This window comes from Rhizobium tropici CIAT 899, assembly GCF_000330885.1.
GTDB classification, from domain to species: Bacteria; Pseudomonadota; Alphaproteobacteria; order Rhizobiales; family Rhizobiaceae; genus Rhizobium; species Rhizobium tropici.
Genome location: NC_020062.1, coordinates 565,012 through 579,786, shown reverse-complemented (window position 1 = coordinate 579,786; position 14,775 = coordinate 565,012). Strand labels below are relative to the sequence as shown.

The 14,775-nt window shown below is 58.9% G+C and carries 17 protein-coding genes; 3 read left to right on the top strand and 14 right to left on the bottom strand.

Annotation, left to right across the window (positions count from 1 at the left end; translation table 11 throughout):
* Nucleotides 1-53: 53 nt before the first annotated feature.
* The 12 genes from RTCIAT899_RS24800 to RTCIAT899_RS33700 all read right to left on the bottom strand — a co-directional run bounded on the left by RTCIAT899_RS24800 (nucleotide 54) and on the right by RTCIAT899_RS33700 (nucleotide 10,367).
* The gene (locus tag RTCIAT899_RS24800; RefSeq protein ID WP_015342567.1) at nucleotides 54-1,517 is read right to left on the bottom strand and encodes a sensor histidine kinase; all 1,464 of its coding nucleotides are present in this window, start codon (nucleotides 1,515-1,517) and stop codon (nucleotides 54-56) included.
* Nucleotides 1,514-2,188, bottom strand: coding sequence for a response regulator transcription factor (locus tag RTCIAT899_RS24795; protein WP_015342566.1), 675 nt, complete (start codon nucleotides 2,186-2,188; stop codon nucleotides 1,514-1,516). Before RTCIAT899_RS24795 ends, RTCIAT899_RS24800 begins: the two co-directional genes overlap by 4 nt.
* 178 nt (nucleotides 2,189-2,366) lie before the next feature.
* Nucleotides 2,367-2,711, bottom strand: coding sequence for a type II toxin-antitoxin system RelE/ParE family toxin (locus tag RTCIAT899_RS24790; RefSeq protein ID WP_015342565.1), 345 nt, complete (start codon nucleotides 2,709-2,711; stop codon nucleotides 2,367-2,369).
* Nucleotides 2,698-2,973, bottom strand: coding sequence for a ribbon-helix-helix domain-containing protein (locus RTCIAT899_RS24785; RefSeq protein ID WP_041678156.1), 276 nt, complete (start codon nucleotides 2,971-2,973; stop codon nucleotides 2,698-2,700). The genes RTCIAT899_RS24790 and RTCIAT899_RS24785 overlap by 14 nt, the downstream gene beginning before the upstream one ends.
* Nucleotides 2,974-3,085: 112 nt before the next feature.
* The gene (locus RTCIAT899_RS24780) at nucleotides 3,086-3,853 is read right to left on the bottom strand and encodes a L,D-transpeptidase (RefSeq protein ID WP_015342563.1); all 768 of its coding nucleotides are present in this window, start codon (nucleotides 3,851-3,853) and stop codon (nucleotides 3,086-3,088) included.
* 364 nt (nucleotides 3,854-4,217) lie between these two features.
* A complete protein-coding gene (locus tag RTCIAT899_RS24775) occupies nucleotides 4,218-5,558 on the bottom strand; it encodes an SAM-dependent methyltransferase (protein WP_015342562.1) in 1,341 nt (446 codons plus the stop codon).
* Between the two features lie 318 nt (nucleotides 5,559-5,876).
* The gene (locus RTCIAT899_RS24770; RefSeq protein ID WP_015342561.1) at nucleotides 5,877-6,602 is read right to left on the bottom strand and encodes an SDR family oxidoreductase; all 726 of its coding nucleotides are present in this window, start codon (nucleotides 6,600-6,602) and stop codon (nucleotides 5,877-5,879) included.
* 23 nt (nucleotides 6,603-6,625) lie between these two features.
* Nucleotides 6,626-7,903 (bottom strand): D-tagatose-bisphosphate aldolase, class II, non-catalytic subunit, encoded by a 1,278-nt coding sequence (locus tag RTCIAT899_RS24765; protein ID WP_015342560.1) that lies wholly within the window; start codon nucleotides 7,901-7,903, stop codon nucleotides 6,626-6,628.
* A complete protein-coding gene (locus RTCIAT899_RS24760; RefSeq protein ID WP_015342559.1) occupies nucleotides 7,903-8,880 on the bottom strand; it encodes a tagatose kinase in 978 nt (325 codons plus the stop codon). Before RTCIAT899_RS24760 ends, RTCIAT899_RS24765 begins: the two co-directional genes overlap by 1 nt.
* A 315-nt stretch (nucleotides 8,881-9,195) precedes the next feature.
* Complete coding sequence (locus RTCIAT899_RS24755; protein WP_244441554.1) at nucleotides 9,196-9,438, bottom strand: hypothetical protein; 243 nt, start codon at nucleotides 9,436-9,438, stop codon at nucleotides 9,196-9,198.
* Nucleotides 9,439-9,512: 74 nt separating this feature from the next.
* Nucleotides 9,513-10,085 (bottom strand): cysteine hydrolase family protein, encoded by a 573-nt coding sequence (locus tag RTCIAT899_RS24750; protein WP_015342557.1) that lies wholly within the window; start codon nucleotides 10,083-10,085, stop codon nucleotides 9,513-9,515.
* Between the two features lie 36 nt (nucleotides 10,086-10,121).
* Nucleotides 10,122-10,367 carry a hypothetical protein gene (locus RTCIAT899_RS33700; RefSeq protein ID WP_041678155.1) on the bottom strand — a complete coding sequence of 82 codons (246 nt, stop codon included), beginning with the start codon at nucleotides 10,365-10,367 and terminating at the stop codon, nucleotides 10,122-10,124.
* Nucleotides 10,368-10,560: 193 nt separating this feature from the next.
* On the opposite strand from RTCIAT899_RS33700, the gene RTCIAT899_RS33565 reads away from it, so the two are divergent.
* Nucleotides 10,561-10,722, top strand: a complete 162-nt coding sequence (locus RTCIAT899_RS33565) for a hypothetical protein (protein ID WP_154660808.1) — start codon at nucleotides 10,561-10,563, stop codon at nucleotides 10,720-10,722.
* Nucleotides 10,723-10,793: 71 nt separating this feature from the next.
* Here RTCIAT899_RS33565 and RTCIAT899_RS34535 read toward each other — a convergent pair whose 3' ends face one another.
* A complete protein-coding gene (locus tag RTCIAT899_RS34535; protein ID WP_312862798.1) occupies nucleotides 10,794-11,501 on the bottom strand; it encodes a hypothetical protein in 708 nt (235 codons plus the stop codon).
* Nucleotides 11,502-11,686: 185 nt separating this feature from the next.
* A complete protein-coding gene (locus RTCIAT899_RS24730; RefSeq protein WP_015342552.1) occupies nucleotides 11,687-12,142 on the bottom strand; it encodes a hypothetical protein in 456 nt (151 codons plus the stop codon).
* Nucleotides 12,143-12,845: 703 nt separating this feature from the next.
* Here RTCIAT899_RS24730 and RTCIAT899_RS24720 point away from each other — a divergent pair.
* Entirely contained in the window at nucleotides 12,846-13,433 is a 588-nt protein-coding gene (locus RTCIAT899_RS24720; RefSeq protein WP_015342550.1) for an ANTAR domain-containing response regulator, read from the top strand.
* Nucleotides 13,434-13,464: 31 nt separating this feature from the next.
* Complete coding sequence (locus RTCIAT899_RS24715) at nucleotides 13,465-14,736, top strand: CmpA/NrtA family ABC transporter substrate-binding protein (RefSeq protein ID WP_041678153.1); 1,272 nt, start codon at nucleotides 13,465-13,467, stop codon at nucleotides 14,734-14,736.
* Nucleotides 14,737-14,775 lie beyond the last annotated feature (39 nt).

Here is a 14,775-nt window from a genome sequence, read left to right as displayed (position 1 = left end):
GAAAATGAAAACAGTTTCAGGATTTTGTGCGGCAATAGCTGGCACACGGCGTTTCAGCCCGGCACGTGCGGCTTCTGCCGCCGGCCCATGTCTGCGGCTAGGACAGTGGGCGGGATAGAACCGATCTGCAGGCGCACGCAAAAACCGCAACCGGTGTCCAGGAACGAAACTCGTCCGCCGTGGAGCTCAGCCGCCTTCTTGACCAGGTTCAACCCCAGGCCAGCACCGGACGAACTGGTGTTGATGCGGCGAAACGGCTCGAAGACACGATCGCGCTCCGCCAGTGGAATGCCTGGGCCTTCGTCGCAGACGTCGATCGTACCGCCAGCGCCGACACGAACGATGATCGAGCCCTTACCTCCGGCATGATCGATCGCATTCCGGATCAGGTTGACAACAGCCATTTCGATCGTCGAGGTCTGGACCACGAAGACCGCTTCCTCCGGGCTTGGCTCGAAATCGAAATCATAGCCCGCATCCATGGCAATCGGCGCAAGGTCGGCAGCGATGTTTTCAACCAGCACATTCAGGTCCTTTTTCTCCGCCCGCAACTCGACCACCCCGATTGCCTGCATCTCCAGGAGCTGATGCGCGACGCGAGAAAGACGGTCGATATCATCGCGTACCTGCTGGCTGACTTCGGCCTCGGGGAGAAGGTCCGCTCGCGTCCGTGCGATCGCAATCGGCGTCCGCAGCTCGTGCGCGGCATCGGCAAGAAAGCGATTGTGCCTATTATATCCTTCGTCCAGCTTCGAAAGGGCATGGTTGAAGGCATCCACCAGAGGGATGATCTCGGTCGGCACCTTGGAACGATCGAGACGGGCCGAGCGTGTATCGAAATCGATCGCTTGCGCCTGCGTTGCCGTTTCCACAAGCCCGCTCAACGACCGGCCGACGGCACGCGGCGTGACGAGCAGCGTCGCCACGCCGGTCACCGCCAGTATCGGAAAGACGCCGATGAAGATGATGAATGCCAGAGGCGGCAAGACGTTGAGCCAATGGATTTCGCCATTGGGACCTTTGGCAACGTCAACCCGCATATTGATCCACACGTTCAAGCCCTCATTGTCAAAGCCGCGTTCGGTGGCCACGACGATCTGCAGCTTGCCAACCGACGTCTCTCTGTTCTCGACCGTGGCATGGGCTCCACTGCCAGCCTCTACCCTTGCCCGATCTATCGTCCACGGGAAGTTCTCGTTGAGAGCGGTCGCCGGTATCTCTCCATATTGAAAGAGTATTCCCTTGTGATCCCGGATCATGAACCAGAGTTCGGGATAGCGCCGCTTCAGCTCTGCTACCTCCTGCGTCTCCGCCACCTGCAGTTGGCCGTCATCGTCTCTTGTTACCTGCTGAGCGACGACCCGGACGGCCTCTTCATTAGCATCTTCCAGTTCGGGATTGATGATCCAGATCCAGCCGACGAGAAGGACGAAGAAGAGAACGAGAAGGAAGGCCTGCAAGGCGATCAGGCGCCTTATAAGCCCCCAGCGCAACGATCGGCTGCGCTCCGGGTTCATGCCTTGGCCCGGATCAGATAGCCGATGTTGCGCACGGCTCTTATTTCAACCGTGGCCTCAGCCAGAAGCAGCTTCTTTCGAATGCGTGATATATGCGCATCCAGGGCGTTCGAGCCGATCTCGTCTTCAAGGGCGTACACGGCCTCGACCAGGCTTGGCCGCGTGACGATGCGGTTCGGGCGGCGCATCAGCGTCTCCAGCACCAGATATTCACGGCGCGGGAATTCGACCAGCGAGCCGCCGACGAAAATGTCATTGGTTGCGGGATCGACGCTCAGATTACCGAAATTCAGATAACGATCGGATACCGTCGGTCCCCTCCTCTGGAGTGCTCTCAGCCGGGCAAGCAGCTCCTCGATCGCGAAAGGCTTGGCAAGATAGTCGTCGGCGCCGCTATCGAGCCCGTCGACGCGATGGTCGACGCTGCCGAGCGCAGTCAGCACCAGGATCGGCACGGGGTGCTTGCGTTGGCGCAATGCCGCCACGAGGTCCAGCCCCTCGCCGTCGGGCAGGCGGCGGTCGAGCACGAGGACATCATAGCTCCCGACACGCGCCATGGCGTCGGCATCCGCAATGGTGCGGACGTGGTCAGCGAGCACGTCGCGGCGGCGCAGCGCTTCGAGCAGCGCGCGCGCCATTTCGGGCTCATCCTCAAGAAGCAGAATTCGCAATGACCTTCCCCCAAAAGGACGGCCATCGCCATCCCTCGCCCCACTGACAGCCAAAGATTGCGGCTACATTACATGCAGATTGCACAAGTGGCACCAGGAGGATGCCAATGGGTCGCAACCAATAGGACGATGGGTTGGCTCGAAGCCGGAAACCCCATTCGAACAGACAATTGGATCCTTATCGCTGCAGCATGCGCGCCAGCATCCGCCTGATGTGATCCTGACCGCCAAAGAAAATCGCTGCAACGATGATCGTTTTGCGTTCTTCGATCGGCAGAAGCCAGACGGCCGCCTTGTCACGCCGCAGGAAGCGGATGCCAGGATAGATATCCGGCCGCAATGTTCCGATATATGGGGTTTCGGCCAACCGATTTATTTCCAGACGGAGTTCGCGAATACGGTTAGCCGCGCGCTCCAGAGCTTCTTCAGCCGAGTCTCCAAGATCGAGATAGGATGCAAACAGATGATCGAAGGTCAGTTCGAAATCGAGATCGGCATCCTTGGAATATTCAAGGCTCCGCACGAAGAGCTCGCTGTTTGCGCTCGATCATGCTCTCGATCCGCTCTTCCATCTCCTGAGCAGGGATCTTCGGTCCATCAACGCGACGCTGGATGAGCCTGCGCAGCCCTTCAGTCTCGGCCGCTTCGGCTTCCGTTTTCTGTCGCAGCAGTTCCAGACCCTGCTGGAGAACGGAGCTCAGGCTGGAATAGCGGCCGGTCTCGACAAGCGAGCGGGCGAACGCATCCTGCTGATCGGTCAACGATATCGACGACTTGACGCTCACGAGACAATCTCCTTTAGACGCTAAAGTGCTACTCAGTCGCACACATGTCAAGATTTCGTGCGGCGCTACACCGCCCCGAAACATCGGCGCGCCGCGAGGAAGCCGATTTCGCTCAGGCGGAAATCGCCTTGCCTTGAAGCGGCGACTGATGGACAACGATCCGAGCGTGGTACGGGATGCGCTCATAGAGGTCGATAACATCCTGATTGATCAGGCGAACGCAGCCTGACGAGGCTGCCTTGCCGATCGAGCGCCATTCCGGCGAGCCATGCAGACGGTAGAGCGTATCCTTGCCATTCTGGAAGATATAGAGCGCGCGGGCACCCAGCGGGTTCTTGATGCCCGGGTCCATGCCACCATTGGCGACGGAATATTTCGCGAGTTCCGGTTTGCGGGCGATCATGTCGCCCGGCGGTTTCCAGCGCGGCCAATGCTGCCGCCAATGAATGATCCCCTCCCCCTGCCACGCGAAGCCATCGCGGCCGATGCCGACACCATAGCGCATGGCCGTGCCGCCGCGCTCAACCACATAGAGAAATCTCGATGCCGTATCGACGACGACCGTGCCGGGCGCCTCGCCGGTCGGATCGGGAACGCGCTGGCGATAAAACTTCGGGTCCAGCTTTCGATAGGGAACAGCCGGAATGACATGGTCGCCATCAACCACGGACGCATAACGCGCTTCGAGCTCGGGATCCGGTGTAATAACGCTCTGAGGTGCTGACGCCACAGGAACGACCGGCGGCGTGCGAACCGGGGCTGCAATCGGAGTCGGAACAGGGGTTGTGGTGGCACAGCCCGCAAGGGCCGCAGTCGCAGAGATCGACCCGAGCACGAAAGCCCGCCGGGAAAGAGTCTTTTCAGTCTTGGTTGATCGCATACCTATCCTAACAAGCCCCGCACATTAATATCGCTTCTTCGATTGATGAGGCCGAAGAGGCGACATGTCTCATCATTAAGTGATGATGACCTCATAGCCACTCGGGACCGATGATGACAAGTTTACCAATACCATGATCATACAAACTCAATCGGCGAGTGTGTGCCAGAAGCCACAGCGTCTTGTGCTTCCGCGGGCATGTCGAGCGCTCGCAGAGGCATCGACGTTTAAACGCCATGATTGCATGGCGCGACACCTATTCGCCGCGTGCTGCAATCTGGACCGGGTAGCTACAGAAGAAATGGCCGGGCAAGATATCATGCCCATGCCCAGCCAAGGCCTTCATGTCAGGCTTACAGAGTCTCTACAGGTTCCGTGAGGACTCCCCGCCGGATTGATTTTGCTGACGGGATTTGCGCTCGTCGTGCAAGGTCAAATCCCGTTTTACCCGCGCGCTCGCGGCCTCGATCGGTCCCATTTTTCCCTGCTCGGCAATGGCCGCCCGGGCTCGCTCGATATCGACCATGTAGTCTCGGGCCAGCGGCAGGGCGGAAACATTCTTCGTCAGCTGCAATTGCCAGTTCATGTGCCCCATGCGACGGAAGGCAAGTTCGGACCCGACGAGGTAGAACTCGAACATCCGACAGAACCGCTCGTCATAGAGTTTTGCCAGGGTGCTCCTGTTCTTCATGAAACGGTCGCGCCATTGCTCGAGCGTCTTGGCATAATGGAGCCGCAGGATTTCGATGTCGGTCGTCCAGAGACCGGATTTCTCGACCACGGACAGGACTTCGGACACCGCCGGCGAATAGCCGCCAGGGAAGATATATTTCGCAATCCACGGGTTGGTGCTGCCGGGACCATCGGCCCGGCCGATTGCGTGGATCAGCGCGACGCCATCTTCCTTGAGTACGGAGCGGATCTTGTCGAAGAAGGTCTTGTAGTGGTTGATCCCCACATGCTCGAACATGCCAACCGACACGACGCGGTCGACCGGGCGCGTCCAGGAGCGATAATCCAGCAGTTCGAACGTGACCATATGCTCGAGCCCGGCGTCCTTCGCACGGGCTTTCGCAGCCAGCAATTGCTCCTCCGAAAGGGTCAGGCCCGTCACGCGCGCGCCAAACTCCTTGGCAAGATAGAGCGCCATACCGCCCCATCCGCAGCCGATGTCCAGAACCTCCAGGCCGGGCCGATCGAGCATGAGTTTCGACGCGATATGCCGCTTCTTCTTGAGCTGCGCTTCCTCGAGCGTCTCATCACCAATGGGGAAATAGGCACAGGAATATTGCCTGTCCTCATCCAGCATCAAAGAATAGAGCCGCGCATCGAGATCGTAGTGATGCGCCACATTGCGCTTCGAACGATCCGCAAAATTCAATTGGTCGAGATTTCGCCGCAGCCAGCGGATCTTTTCCATCAGTTTCTCGAAAGGATGGGTCCCCCCTTCCATCAAGTTGAGGGCAAGCAGGTCTACCATTTCATAGAGATCGCCGGATCCCGGCTCGATTTCGCCGTCCATGTAGGCTTCACCTAGCCCCAGGGCAGGATTGAGGAGCAGACGCCGCTTGGCGCGGGCGGTATTTATTTTCATCGCTGCACGCGGTTCCGCTCCCGTACCGAAACTGCGCGTGGAACCGTCCGGAAAAGTGACCGTAAGCGTTCCGATTTTGATCAAACGGGAAAGAGCTGCTTCTAGAAACATGACAACTACCTGTTTATCGTTTCCTCGACGGTGATCTCCTGACCTGAGGGTCGCGAAGAATCCCCTATCGATGTCGAAAGCGTACTACTTAATCTGGTAAAATATCCAGATCATTTGCGACATCAAGGTTGAGTAAACTCAATCGCGATTACAAAGGTGCCCGACACTCGCGGGATCAAGGCTCGACCAGATATAGTAGGCCGGCTCCGTGATTGTGAGACATCTTCCGGCGACAAATAAGAGCCTCCTCCCGGGCATCCACAGCGCCCAGCGCGCTCGCTATCGCCGAAATTTACCTGATATCGTATGCTTCGTTCCTCAGATGTCGAAGGCACTCGGCAGAACCACAACATCGCGAATCGTCACGTTGCGCGGGCGCGTCAGCATGAAGATGATGGCGTCGGCAACCTCCTTGGGCTCGATCAGGGCGCCGGCTTCCTTGGCCTTGCGGAGGTTTTCCTCCGGCCAGTCGGCAAGCAGGGCGCTGATGACCGGACCTGGAGAAACGGAGCCGACTCGAACACCGCTCTTCAGAAGCTGGCGCCGCATAGCCTGAACGAAACTGGTCATAGCCCATTTCGAGGGCGAATAGACGGGCTCCCAAGGGATCACCGAATGCCCTGCGACTGAGCTCGTGACGATGATATCGCCCGTCCCGCGCCCGATCATATGCGGCGCGACGGTGCGGACATTCTTGATGACGACATTGACGTTCAGGTTGAGCATCCGGTCTATGGCGTCGAGATTGGCGTCCACTAGGTCGCCGCCAATATAGGTGCCGGCATTCGCATGAAAAATGTCGAGATGCTCGACCTTGGCAAGAATGCCCTCCAGCAGCGCGGCGCACTGCTCCGGATCGAGCAGATCGACGACAAGCGGAATGGCAAGGTCGCCGAGACGCTCGCACACCGATGCCAAGGCTCTCTCATCCCGATCGACGAGAACGACCTTCGCTCCGGCGGCAATCATAGCCTCTGTCGAGGCGAGCCCGATCCCCGATGCCGCGCCGGTTACCACGGCGATCTTCCCTTTCAGTTCCTCCATGATCTCCTCCTTCGATCAGCTAGCTATCGTTTGATGACTCCGCAGGCTGCGTGATAATCCGCAAGGCTGCGGGTGACACGCCATATCAAGACCTGCTCCGGCTCCAATGGCGCATCCGCGAAATGCCGCGCGGCCGGCATATGCTGCCAGAACAACGGAAGCGGCACCGTCTTGCCACGCAACGCGTCGCATAATCTCTCGACAGCGGATTGCGCCTCGGATGACGCCCAGTAATAGCGAATGCGATCGGACAGCGAATAATGCCGCAGCCAGCGCTTCTCCGCTTCCGTTCCGTGGTAATGCTGGCTCCAGTTTTTCGGATGCGCGAGCATCAGCGCTTCCATGGCCGCAAAGAGCGGCCGTTCGCCATAGTCGGGCACGAGATCGGAAGCAATGAGATCCAATCCGTAAAGGGCTTCGCGCAATACGAATGTCAGCTCGGGACCGACCTTCAGAATGGGGAAGCCGTCCTCGACGAGAGCGGTCAACGATGTCGTACCTTGATAGTCGGTCGAATGGGCCTCGAAGACGAACTGAGGCTCGTCGGCCAGGACCGACTTCAGTTCGGCGATCTTGCTGCGATCGTAAAAGATGACATTGTGATTGCCGAACTCGACACCGGGCTGGACGACCAGTCCGATGGCGCGCGTAAACGCCTCCCTCAATCCCGCCTGCTCGAACACGCGGCGGTGAATTTCTATCGTCTTGCGGGCGGCGGCGGCCGCAGTCGGTTCAATTGTGGTCAAGGCGTGATCCGCCCCGCCCGGCGGCGGAACCTCGGTGCCGATCACATAGACCGGCATAGCCCCGCCGCTTCTCCTGGCGGAAGCCTCCGCCACGGCGGCAAGGCGTGCGGCGCGACGGGCCGTTGTCTCGTCGTCGAGCGCGATCGGTTCGTCCTTGCAGCCCATCGAGGCATCCAGATGTATCTTTCGGAAGCCGGCCTCGACATAGGCGGCTACCATTTTTTCCGCATCGGCCATGGCTTCTTCGGCGGGGCGATCCCGCCAGGGATTTGGTCCCAGATGATCGCCCCCCAGGACAACCAGCTCCGACGGGCAATCCTCTTCCTCGGCGATATGTTGCACCAGCGCGGCGAAATCGGCCGGCGTCATGCCGGTATAACCGCCCAGATGATTGACCTGATTGCAGGTTGCCTCGATCAGCACCGTGCTTGAATGCAGCCGGCCATGCCGGAGCGCAGCCCTGAGTACGAGCGGATGGGCCGAGCATACGGAGGTCACCCCCGTTGGGCGGCCTTCGGCCCTCAGCCTCGCCAGTTCGCTGAGATGGATCTGCATCAGGAACGCCTTTCAGTGGCTGCGATGAACGCGTCGAGCTGTTCTTTGGTACCCGCACCCTCCATCGGGCCGATGACGGTAACATTGCGCGCGCCGGCAGCGGCGGCATAGGTCAAGGCGTCTTTCACGGGCATGCCCAGACGGCGGCAGGTAAGATAGGCTCCGCCGAAGCAATCGCCGGCGCCGGTCGGATCGACCTCCGTAACGACAAAGGCCGGTGCATCGACGCGCTCGCCGTCGCAGCCATAATAGGTCGCGCCATTCGCTCCCCGCTTCAGCACGATCTCCTTGACGCCGATCTCGAACAGACGTCGGACCGCATTGGCTTCGCCCTCGACGCCAGCCGCACGCTCCAATTCCTCTCCGGAAGGCAAGAGCAGATCGGCGGCGGCAACAAGCCTGGCAAACCGGCGTTCGGTGTCGTCGTCGAGTTTCAATTCCTTGCGGATGTTGGGATCGACGGACAGCGTACCGCCGCGAGCCTTGACGATGTCGAAGGCCTTGTCGATTACCTCGCGCGCACTCGGAACCGACAATGCCGAGCCCATGACATGCAGATGCCCGGCACGACCGATGAGATTGCTGACATCATCGCTCCAGCCGAAACGCGCGGCTGCTGAGGTCGCGATATTGTAGACGAAGTCGCGAGACCCGTCCTTGCGGTAGCGGACGAAGGCGCTGCCCGTCGGATAATCGGGATCGACCGAAATAGCCGAGATGTCGACGCCGTCACGCTTGAGCCTTTCGAGATTCACGCGGCCGAAATCGTCAGCACCGACGGCGCCGATCATCGCCGTGTGGCCCCCGAGCCGCCCGCATTGAGAAATGAAGATTGCCGGAGCACCGCTGGCGAAAGGACCGATGAGCGGCTGTGCCTCCCTGAAACCGTCACCGACCGTCGTGGCGACGATTTCCACGAGGATTTCCCCGACGCAGACCGTCGGGCCAAGCTGATCGGGAGCCAGTGCTGAACTCATTGCAATCCTGCTTTCGCCACCTGTTGCTCTCAAACCGCCGCAGCGAGTCGTCCGGCGCTATCCTCACCGCAAGGCTCATCGTTTTCCAGAAAAAGAAGTGCTGAAGCAACATATATGTTGCCTTGTGCGGCCCGACGAGGATCCTCCTTCCTCCAGAGCCAGCTTTAGAATTTGCGATAATTCAAGCACGATTCCCGGCACTTTCGCACGCGCCGGGAATAGCCCGCTTCGTTGCCTATAGCCAGGCTCACGTCATGGCAAAACACCGGCATCAGCCGCATTCGGCGGCTGGCTTGCAGTCGAAGAGAAGAACGATCAGTGAATGGCAGCCGAAGTGGGCGCGTTTATCTTTGTCGACCAGATGCCGACATAGGTCCCGATCAACATAACCGCCAAGTCCTCTGCCGTGTGATGGCCGTCATGAAAGAACTCGAGAGCGGCTGAAACGAGAGTGCTCGAAGCCTTGTCATCTGGTGGCACCTCATAGAAGCTATACCATTGCAATACAGCTTCAGCGAGCATCCGGTATTCGCTTCCTGTGGGGGCGCGATGAGGCATGGCAATCTCCTCCGAATCCTATGCAGCCGGATGTAGCGGACCATCGCAGCAAATCAAGAAGCGGGCAGCTTCCGTCATCTGGCGGACAGAAATTCCTCGACGGTCATGATTTCGGATTGAACGGAGAAGCGGCGCTCCAGCAGCGTGAGCGCGGCCTCGTGGGCATCGTCGTCACCGCTGCAGACGGCGTCCTTCAAAACGATGATTCCATATCCAAGCTCGATTGCACCCAAGGCACCGGCCAACACGCAGACATCCGTTTCGCCGCCGCTGATCACCAGGGTATCGATGCCTTCCTGAACCAGATTTCGGTGAAGGCGGCCATCGGTCCAGGGCGAATAAGTGAGCTTGTCGAAGATGCGGGCCGGCGGAACGAAACGCTGCAGCGGATCGATAAGCAGCATCAACTCGTGAGGAAGCCGACTGGCGGTCATCATCTCCCATTTCTCGTAGTAATCTTGCCATTTCCCCGGCATGGCGTCCGCCCGGGCCGGTGGAATGAAGCGGGTGAAGAGCGTACGTTCGGGAAATCGCCCGGCGACCTCGACCACCTGATCCAGGGTGCGCGCCATCCAGGGCACATGCCATGGCGTCTGTTCGAAGAACATGCGTTGCATATCGATGCAAAGATGCAGCCAGGTCCTCATCCGGATACCGTTTTATCGATCCGCGGCGAACGTGCTTCAGCCGCGATACTTGCCCTCGTTCATGTCTCGCGGATCATAATTGAGATCCCAATCCTTCTCTGGCTCGGTCTTTCCGGGCGGCTCTTTGTTCATGGTTGCATCGTCCGATCCCGTAATGACCTTCGGCTTGGCGCTTGCCACACCGTTATTGCGGCTGCTTTTCACCAGCCGCCGGGTTTGACCCTTTGCATCTTGAGCAGGGTCGCCCCTGCTCCTTTCACCGGGATTGTTCGATTTAGGCATGGCGCTGTTCCCATTTTCTCCGATATCGGATCCTGCGCCGAACAGCCGACATGCGGCAATGTTCCCAAAACACCGGAATTTGTCGATCGCATCAGGAAAAGATGTGGATCGCGCGACCGCTCACGCAGGCGGGAACCTTGGGGCGCCGCCGATGTTGGGATGCGGACACGTAGATCGCAGAGGAAGAACGACAATGCCAGCGTCCGACAACGGCAAATACAATGCATTGACCGTGTATATTATCCTGATCGTGGTGGTGGCATGTGCGCTGGTAATCGGCGGCATAGTCTTTTATCGCGGCGAACCTCAAAGGCCGGGCCCGACGTCCCCGCATGCTCTCGATCAAACTCAATGAAAGCCGAGACTTCGTTCAAGGCAACTCCGCGTCTGGGACCCGAGGCCGTCTATTGATCGGCTCGCTTGTCGTCAACGCGTGACTCCAAAAACAAATCCGATGGCCGCGGCCGCCAAGAGCGAAGCAATCGGCCTTTCGCGAATTCGCCGCTCGACTGCAAAGGCTTCAAGTTTGTTGTTCGATTGTTCCTGAGGGCCGGACCGGTCCTCCTCAAGGCCGGTGCCGCCAGCGACGGCGGTATGCATCAGGGAAGCAGGATCCGAGGCTGGAAACGTATCCTCAAGCGCTTTGTCCAGTTCGTTTGCCGGCCTGCTTCTTTGCTGCCTCTGCTCCTTTCGCAAGGATTGAACCGCTGGTGACTGATTTTGCTCGGGCATTTTTCGCTCCGTTAACAACAGATCAAATCGGAATATGCTCAGTGAATGCAGGCGGCCGGTTAAAAGGCTCCCACTTGGTGCAACGGCGATTCGGAAGATTTGTTCCAACAGCTCGATCACGCCACCGGCGCTCCCTATATACGGCGAATGGCAAGTCCGTTTGCCGAGATCCGATGAGCGCGACAACACACCGTTCCTCATGGCGGGAGTAAGGGCATGCGCCGTTACCATCATCTTGTCGAAGGCGTTCTCCAGCCGGAGGAGATCGATCGGCTTCAACGGATTTTCGACGTTTTGATCGCTCAACCATGGTTCGATTTGAATGATTTCAATCGCGAGGCCTTTGCCCTGGAGCTTATCAAGCTTTATCGCGGTGGCGCGGTCGATTTCACCAACCTTCATCAGCTCGGCGCTTTAGCGGCCATTGCTTCTTTCAGCCGGGACATGCCGGAGGAAGAACGCCAAGCTCTCAATCTTCTATACCGCGCAAGCTGATTGGAAGGTGGCTCGAAGCTGACGGAAGATACGCCGGGTTCAGCACACGGCCCTTTTCGCAGCGCTCCGCCTCCTGGCTTCAAATCGACTGGTCAGCGATCGACTTGCGTGGGAAGGATCGTATCGACGGACACCTCGCCCTCCAGCACCCCCCGTTTCAAACCGGTTCGGCCGCGAGAAATCTCGATCACGGTGTAAAGCTTGTCATCGCGAAACGCGCTCGCGTTACTGGTGGTAACATCTTCGGCAGGGGCGGCATCGACCTCCATAAAGTCGAGCTCCCTGCCCGTCGCCACGATGCGCGCGTCGCCCGAACTTCTGGCCGCCACGATGATCGTGCCCTGATTGGGAGCATTGTCCCAACGTGGATCGTCCGGGGCAGCGATGGGTTCCAGACGATAGATATTCAGTGTCTCCGTGCCATCGCCTGGTGAGGAGAGCGCCGCCGCATCCCGCAACTGAGCCTTGCTCTCGACGGATCGCCCGAAGGTGGTTCGGCTGGTTGCATTGTTGACATCGTCAGTTCCTGTTCGCGAAACATTCGACATGGTGTTCTCCTTTTTCTTTCCCGCGTCTGTTTTCTAACTGCCTCGCGATCGAATTGGTTCCTGAATCTCCAGGCTTATGGCCATGATGAAGATCCTCACCTCCTGCAAAGAACCCGCGACAAGCCTTTCTGTTTCCTGTCACCAATATCGGATGCCACGGGCATGACATCCGCCGAGGCCGCGAGAGATCGATGAGGGAGTAAAGATCGCGCCAAGCCACGACGCGTGCAGACCTCGCCTGTGCGCCGGAGATAGCTGCCAGAGCGCAAATGAATTGGGCGAGTGCTCAAACTTTAGCTTCATATTCGGCGCAAGGCCTGAAATAGCGGCAATTCGCGAAGTGGCATGATGATTGCTTCGGCTCTTTCATCAAAGAGAGGCACCGCATCATGATATCATTCCTTCTTGTCCTCCTCTGCATCGCCATGGGGTTCAGCTGGAACGGCTGCTTGTCTACGTTGAGCTTGGAGCCGCAGATGTCGCGAACGCAAATTGCTCTCGCGACGGCTTCGACAAGTATTTGCGTGTCGGCAATCGGATTGGCCTTTCTTGACCGACAGCTACTCGTCGGCCTTGCGGTCATTGGAGCCGGCGCCGTTCTCGCATGGATCGTGGGAAAACGGCTTTCCGCCCAATGGTCGTTACCTATTTCGGCGATCGCCTTTGCGATTTACATGCACGGTATCTTCGGCTGAAGGTGACGATGAACTATTCAGACCTGACAATCCTGGTTATCGACGAAAATGCGATACGGGCTTCCATCATAGAGGAGGGGCTGCTCGAGGCCGGCCACACCAATGTGACGGTCATTCATGAGGTTCAAGGCGTGGCGCGCACCATCGAAACGCTCAAGCCCGACGTGATCATCATCGATATAGAAAATCCCAATCGCGACATGATGGAACACCTGTTCCAGCTGACACGCAGCGTCAGCCGCCCGATCGCCATGTTCGTCGACCGTTCCGATACCGCGCAGATCGAAGCGGCGATCGAGGCCGGCGTATCGGCCTATGTTGTCGACGGCTTGAAGAAGGAACGCGTCAAGTCGATCCTCGATATGACGGTCAGCCGCTTCAACGCTTTCAGCAGGCTGCAACGAGAGCTCGCGGAGGCAAAATCGGCGCTCGAGGAGCGCAAGGTGATCGAGCGGGCCAAGGGGATTCTGATGAAAATGCGTGGCCTGTCGGAGGAGCAGGCATTCACGCTGCTGCGCCAGACCGCCATGAATGAAAAGAAGAAGATGTCCGAAATTGCCCAGAGCGTCGTGACCGCGGCCGCGCTCTTGATGTGATGGGCAAGGCAGGGAGAAAGCCGGAGTGAACATGATCGGTAAAATCAAGCAGTCGCAGGGCAAGCTCGCCGCGCCGGCTGGCATCGGCACTGCGGGCTCCAAGGTTGTGCGCGCCGGTTTCATTCCGCTTCTCGATGCCTCGGTGCTGATAGCCGCCGCCGAATTCGGATTTGCAAAGAAGGAAGGTCTGACGCTCGATCTCGTCAAGGACGTCTCCTGGGCGAACGTCCGCGACCGGCTGGCTTTTCGCCAGTTCGACATTGCCCACATGCTTTCGCCGATGCCGGTCGCATCCATGCTCGGGCTCGGCTCGAATCCGTCCCCGACCATAACGCCCTTTTCGCTCGGACGCGGCGGAAACGCCATAACACTCTCGACGCGGCTCTTCGACCGCATGCGTGAAACCACCGGCATTTCCGAACAGGCTAGCGCCCTGGAGAATGCAAGGGCACTCTGCAAAGTGCTTGATGTCATGAAGGCGCATGGGCAAGCCATGCCAGTATTCGGCGTTACCTATCCCTTCTCGTCACATAATTACGAATTCCGCTACTGGCTGGCGGCGGGCGGAATAGACCCGGATCGCGACGTGAAACTTGTCGTAGTCCCCCCGCCCCTGACGTCGGATGCGCTCGCTGCCGGCGCCATCGATGGCTTCTGCGTCGGCGCCCCGTGGAACATGGTCGCCTGCGAACGCGGCGTTGGCCGCATCGTTGCCGCCAAGCAGGATATCTGGCCATCCGCTCCGGAAAAAGTCATCGCCATGCGCCCGGAATGGGCCGAAAGCCAGCCCGAGACCGTCTCGCGCCTCATTGTAGCATTGGACGCCGCCGCCCGCTGGTGCGACGACCCAGGCAATCATGACGCGCTTGCAGAAGCTCTCGCGGATCCGCGCCTTATCGCGGCGCCGGTCGATATCATCCGGCATGTACTGGCCGGAGAGTTCAGTCTGGACGCCAGGGGCAATCGACGCGTCATTCCCGGCTATTTCAATTTTCATCATGACTTTGCAAACTACCCAAAACCCGGCCATGCCTTATGGATCTACAGCCAGATGATCCGCTGGGGGCAGACGGCTCTCAGCGAGGAGGGCGTGCGTTTGGCGACCAGCGCCTACCGGCCGGATCTCTACCGGGCAGCGCTCGGCATCGGCCCCGAGGAGCTGGACATCGGTATCGAGGGCGACAGTCAGACGGATCGATTTATGGACGATCACATTTTCGATCCCGCGGACATCTTCTCCTATGTCCGAAACTTCACCGTCCGCAGCGATCTTCGCCAAAATACCGATAGCGAGGAAATCTGAGCTAAGGGTGTGCACTGCATAGAGTTTGCGCGCCAAATT

Excerpts from the sequence above, each read along its gene's own strand:
- RTCIAT899_RS24800 (WP_015342567.1), bottom strand. The coding sequence starts at position 1,517 with ATGAACCCGGAGCGCAGCCGATCGTTGCGCTGGGGGCTTATAAGGCGC.
- RTCIAT899_RS24780 (WP_015342563.1), bottom strand. The coding sequence starts at position 3,853 with ATGCGATCAACCAAGACTGAAAAGACTCTTTCCCGGCGGGCTTTCGTG.
- RTCIAT899_RS24775 (WP_015342562.1), bottom strand. The coding sequence starts at position 5,558 with ATGTTTCTAGAAGCAGCTCTTTCCCGTTTGATCAAAATCGGAACGCTT.
- RTCIAT899_RS24770 (WP_015342561.1), bottom strand. The coding sequence starts at position 6,602 with ATGGAGGAACTGAAAGGGAAGATCGCCGTGGTAACCGGCGCGGCATCG.
- RTCIAT899_RS24765 (WP_015342560.1), bottom strand. The coding sequence starts at position 7,903 with ATGCAGATCCATCTCAGCGAACTGGCGAGGCTGAGGGCCGAAGGCCGC.
- RTCIAT899_RS24760 (WP_015342559.1), bottom strand. The coding sequence starts at position 8,880 with ATGAGTTCAGCACTGGCTCCCGATCAGCTTGGCCCGACGGTCTGCGTC.
- RTCIAT899_RS24755 (WP_244441554.1), bottom strand. The coding sequence starts at position 9,438 with ATGCCTCATCGCGCCCCCACAGGAAGCGAATACCGGATGCTCGCTGAA.
- RTCIAT899_RS24750 (WP_015342557.1), bottom strand. The coding sequence starts at position 10,085 with ATGAGGACCTGGCTGCATCTTTGCATCGATATGCAACGCATGTTCTTC.
- RTCIAT899_RS33700 (WP_041678155.1), bottom strand. The coding sequence starts at position 10,367 with ATGCCTAAATCGAACAATCCCGGTGAAAGGAGCAGGGGCGACCCTGCT.
- RTCIAT899_RS33565 (WP_154660808.1), top strand. The coding sequence starts at position 10,561 with ATGCCAGCGTCCGACAACGGCAAATACAATGCATTGACCGTGTATATT.
- RTCIAT899_RS34535 (WP_312862798.1), bottom strand. The coding sequence starts at position 11,501 with ATGAAGGTTGGTGAAATCGACCGCGCCACCGCGATAAAGCTTGATAAG.
- RTCIAT899_RS24730 (WP_015342552.1), bottom strand. The coding sequence starts at position 12,142 with ATGTCGAATGTTTCGCGAACAGGAACTGACGATGTCAACAATGCAACC.
- RTCIAT899_RS24720 (WP_015342550.1), top strand. The coding sequence starts at position 12,846 with ATGAACTATTCAGACCTGACAATCCTGGTTATCGACGAAAATGCGATA.
- RTCIAT899_RS24715 (WP_041678153.1), top strand. The coding sequence starts at position 13,465 with ATGATCGGTAAAATCAAGCAGTCGCAGGGCAAGCTCGCCGCGCCGGCT.